The organism is Streptomyces sp. S6, from assembly GCF_054880855.1.
The window spans coordinates 1-4,450 of sequence record NZ_JBTYMC010000428.1; the positions used below are offsets into that span (position 1 = coordinate 1).

3 protein-coding genes and 1 pseudogene are annotated in these 4,450 nt (G+C 71.8%); all 4 read right to left on the reverse strand.

The genetic code is table 11. The features are described 5' to 3' along the window. A partial coding sequence (locus ACVNF4_RS32925) for an ABC transporter ATP-binding protein (RefSeq protein ID WP_461806544.1) occupies window positions 1–1,220 on the reverse strand: 1,220 nt, incomplete at its 3' end. A gap of 128 nt (window positions 1,221–1,348) precedes the next feature. Further along, on the reverse strand, window positions 1,349–2,128 hold the full coding sequence (locus tag ACVNF4_RS32930) for an ABC transporter permease (protein WP_461806545.1): 780 nt from the start codon (window positions 2,126–2,128) through the stop codon (window positions 1,349–1,351). Between the two features lies 1 nt (window position 2,129). Continuing rightward, a complete protein-coding gene (locus ACVNF4_RS32935; RefSeq protein WP_461806546.1) occupies window positions 2,130–3,080 on the reverse strand; it encodes an ABC transporter ATP-binding protein in 951 nt (316 codons plus the stop codon). Between the two features lie 84 nt (window positions 3,081–3,164). Beyond that, window positions 3,165–4,450, reverse strand: a pseudogene (locus tag ACVNF4_RS32940) (ATP-binding protein); the annotation flags it as partial.

A 4,450-nucleotide genomic window follows, 5' to 3' on the forward strand; every position in this document is an offset into this window, starting at 1 on the left:
GGTGCCGAAGCCTGCCCGGCGGGCGCGGCCCCCGCAGCACTCACCCCTTGACCACCCGACATCGAACCCCCGGCCCCCGCCACCACCGGAGCCGGACCGAAGCCACCCCCCGAAGCCGGCACCGAACCCCCGCCCCCCGGCGGCCCGAACACCCCACCCGGCACCGGTGCCTGCACAGCCCCCTGTGCCTGCCCGTACGGCGGAGGCGGAGGTGCGTACCACCCCGGCTGGTTCTGGCCCGGTACCGGCATGGGCGGCAGCGCACCCGGTGGCAGCGGCTGCTGGAGGCCGGACTTCTGGTCGGTGGTGGACCGGTAGTCCACGGCGGCCTGGGTCATCCGCATGTACGCCTCCTCCAGGGACGCCTGATGCGGCGAGAGCTCCCAGAGGCGTACGTCGGCGGCGTGCGCGATGTCGCTGATGCGGGGCAGCGCGACCCCCGTCACCCGAAGCGCCCCGTCGGGCTCGGGCAGGACGTGCCCGCCCGCCTCCATCAGCGCGGACGTCAGCTTCTCCCGCGCCTGCGGCTCCGTGTCCGGCGTCCGCAGCCGCGCGAACCCGGCGGAGTTGGCCTCGATGAAGTCCCGGACGCTCATGTCGGCGAGGAGCTGCCCCCGCCCGATGACGACGAGGTGGTCGGCCGTCAACGCCATCTCACTCATGAGGTGGGACGACACGAACACCGTCCGCCCCTCCGCCGCGAGCGATTTCATCAGGTTCCGCACCCAGAGGATCCCCTCGGGGTCGAGCCCGTTGACCGGCTCGTCGAACAGCAGCACCTGAGGATCCCCGAGCAGCGCCGCCGCGATCCCGAGCCGCTGCCCCATGCCCAGCGAGAACCCCTTGGACCGCTTGCGCGCGACCTCCTGGAGCCCGACGACCCCGAGCACCTCGTCCACCCTGCGCTCCGGAATCCCGGAGAGCTGGGCGAGGCACAGCAGGTGACTGCGCGCGCTCCGCCCCCCGTGGACGGCTTTCGCGTCGAGCAGCGCCCCCACGTGCCGCGCGGCGTTGGGGAGCTGCCGGTAGGCGTGACCGCTGATGGTGACGGACCCGGCGGTCGGGTTGTCCAGCCCCAGGATCATCCGCATCGTGGTCGACTTGCCGGACCCGTTCGGCCCGAGGAACCCGGTGACGGCGCCTGGTCGCACCTGGAAGGACAGATTGTGCACAGCGGTTTTGTCGCCGTAGCGTTTCGTCAGGCCGACTGCCTCGATCATGCTCCGCACCCATCGGAAGGTTCAGGGACAGCGGGGCGCACGCCCCCCGTAAGAGTTAGGACCCTATCGGGGAGCTGACGGTTGCCGCCAAGGGGAGGTAAAGCCTCGGGCTTCGACCCCCTCGGAGATCAGGCGTCCCGCCGCTTCAGCAGCAGGTATCCCCCGAGCAGCGCGGCCACCACCCACGCCACCATGATCGCGAACCCGCCCCACGGCCCGTACGGGGTGTCGCTGTCGACCGGCGTCACCACCTGCATGATCTTGCTGCCCGCCTGATCCGGCAGGTACTGCCCGACCTTCTTCGTCGCGGAGACGTTCCCGAGGATGTTGGAGATGAGGAAGAAGAACGGCATCAGGATGCCGAGGGAGAGCATCGGCGAGCGCAGCATGGCCGCGACGCCCATCGAGAACAGCGCGATCAGCATCATGTACAGGCCCCCGCCGATGACGGCCCGCAGCACCCCCGGGTCCCCGATGTGCGCCCGCAGCGAGCCGAGCATGGCCTGTCCGAGGAAGAACGACGCGAAGCTGGTGACCATCCCGACGGCCAGCGCGAGCCCGGCGCCGACGGCGATCTTGCTGAGGTAGAACGTGCCGCGCTGCGGAACCGCCGCCAGCGACGTCCGGATCATCCCGGTGCTGTACTCGTTCGACACGACCAGCACCCCGAACACGATCATCGCGAGCTGCCCGAGCGTCATCCCGGCGAAGCTGATGACCGTCGGGTCGAAGGAGAGCTTCTCCTTCTCGCTGAGGTTGTCGAACTGGTGCTTGGACAGCGCCGACAGCCCGATCCCGAGCCCGATGCTGACGACCGCCGCGAGGGACAGCGTCCACACCGTCGACGCGACGGACCTGACCTTCGTCCACTCCGACTGGAGAACCTGCGAAACCTGGGTGACGGCCATCTCAGCTCTTCCTCCAGCCGTCGCCCCACTCCTGCGGCGGGGCCTCGTCCGTGTGCGCGTGGTACTCGACCGACTCGGCGGTCAGCTGCATGAACGCCTCCTCCAGCGACGCCCGCTGGGGGCTCAGCTCGTGCAGCACGAGGCTGTGCTGCGCGGCGAGTTCACCGAGTTGCTCGGCCTTGTCGCCGTCCACCTCCAGCGTCCCGCCGCCGGTCTCGACGACGGTGACGCCGGCCTGGTGCAGGACGTCCAGCATGCGCTCGCGCTGCGGGGTGCGGATGCGGACGTAGCTGCGGGAGTTGCGGGCGATGAAGTCCGCCATGGAGGTGTCCGCGAGGAGCCTGCCCTGCCCGATGACGACGAGGTGATCGGCCGTCAGCGCCATCTCGCTCATCAGGTGCGACGACACGAACACGGTCCGCCCCTGCGCCGCGAGGGATTTCATCAGGTTCCTGATCCAGTGGATGCCCTCGGGGTCGAGGCCGTTCACCGGTTCGTCGAACATCAGGATCCGGGGGTCTCCGAGGAGGGCGGCTGCGATCCCGAGCCGCTGTCCCATGCCCAGCGAGAACCCCTTCGCCTTCTTCTTCGCCACGGACGTCAGACCGACCGTGTCCAGCACCTCGTCCACCCGGGAGCGCGGGATGCCGTTGCTCTGCGCCAGGCACAGCAGGTGGTTGAAGGCGCTGCGGCCCCCGTGCATCGCCTTCGCGTCGAGGAGGGCGCCGATGTACTTGAGGGGTTCCTTGAGGGCGTCGTAGCGCTGCCCGTCGATCCGCACGTCCCCCGACGTGGGCCGGTCCAGGCCCAGCATCATCCGCATCGTCGTCGACTTCCCGGCGCCGTTGGGCCCCAGGAAGCCGGTCACGATCCCCGGCCGGACGGTGAAACTCAGGTTGTTCACCGCCAGCTTCTCGCCGTACCGCTTGGTCAGCCCCTCAAGCTCGATCATGCGGCCACGCTAGGTGGTCGACCCCGCCGATGCCACCGGAAAAAGGGAACGCCGGACGACGAACGGGCGACACCGGGGGCCTCCTCAGATCACCGGCTCCGACGCACTCGGCGACTCCCCGCTCCGGCTCGGCGCGGGACCGCTCGCCGAGGTGGAGGTCGTCGGGGTGCCGTCGGGGGTCGGCGGGGGGCTGGACGGGGACTCGGAGGCCGGGGGTGAGGAGTCGGAGGGCTTCGGAGACCCGGACGTGCTCGGCGACGGGGACGAGTGCGACGGCGAGGACGACGGCCCGGAGGTCGTACCTCCCGTGCCCCCGCCCGTCGTACCTCCCGTACCGCCCCCTGTCGTACCCCCGCTCGTCGGATCGGCGGACTCCGACGGGGTCGGAGCTTCGGAGTGTCCTGGTGACTCGCCGGGCCCGGAGGCCGAGGGGCTCGGTCTGGAGGTGCGGTGGCCGCCGCCTCCCGTACCGCCCCCGCCGGAACCGGCACCGCCCGTCCCGCCGGAGTCGCCGCCACCGGAGTCACCGCCGTCGGTACTCGTGGACGGCGTCACCTGCCGCGAGGGGTTGTCGGCCCCCTTGTCGGACGTCGCGCCGAGCCCGACGACCGTCCCGAGGACGGCGACCAGCAGCGCACCCGCGCCGACCGCGACGAGGTTGCGGCGGGCCAGCCCCCGCAGAGTGCGCCGGTGCTGAGTGGGCGCCCCGGCACCGCTCGGCGTCCCGCCGAGGACGACCGTGGGAGGCGCCGCCACCACCCGCTGCTTCTGGGTCGTGAGCGTGTCGGGATACCGCGTGACCTGCTCCTTCGGCGCGTCCGCGGCGAAATCCGTACCGAAGGCCGGCGTCGCCGCCAAAGCCTCTCCCGACCGGTCCGCGACGAGCGCCAGCGCCCTCCGCCCCGCGAGGGTGCCGCGCTTGTCGGCGAGGGCGCCGCGCAGCCCGATGGACGTCTCCAGTTCGGAGCGCGCCCGGTCGAGCTGTCCGGCGAGGATCGCGTGCACGCCGAGTTCGTGGTGGAAGTACGCCTGGTCGGCGACTTCGCCGGAGAGCCGCGCGGCCTCGGCACCGGCCCGCAGCGCTTGTTCCCAGGCACCGAAGGCGAGGCCCGCCGCGAACGCGGGGACGGCCGTGCGGGCGAGTTGGACGGCCGTGGACTGCTCGTCCTCGGCGGGCGGCACGGCCAGCGGGGCGACGACGGTGAGCGCGGCGAGGATCGCGTCGGACTCGGCGCACACCCGGTCGGGGGTGACGGACGGGTGCCCGGTCCACCAGGCGTAGTGCGCGGCGGCGGCCTGCGCGAGGGCCCGCGCGTCGTCGGCGTACCCGGCGGCCGCCAGTTGGACCTGGATCCCGGCGGCGAGCCGGT

Excerpts from the sequence above, each read along its gene's own strand:
- ACVNF4_RS32930 (WP_461806545.1), bottom strand. The coding sequence starts at position 2,128 with ATGGCCGTCACCCAGGTTTCGCAGGTTCTCCAGTCGGAGTGGACGAAG.
- ACVNF4_RS32935 (WP_461806546.1), bottom strand. The coding sequence starts at position 3,080 with ATGATCGAGCTTGAGGGGCTGACCAAGCGGTACGGCGAGAAGCTGGCG.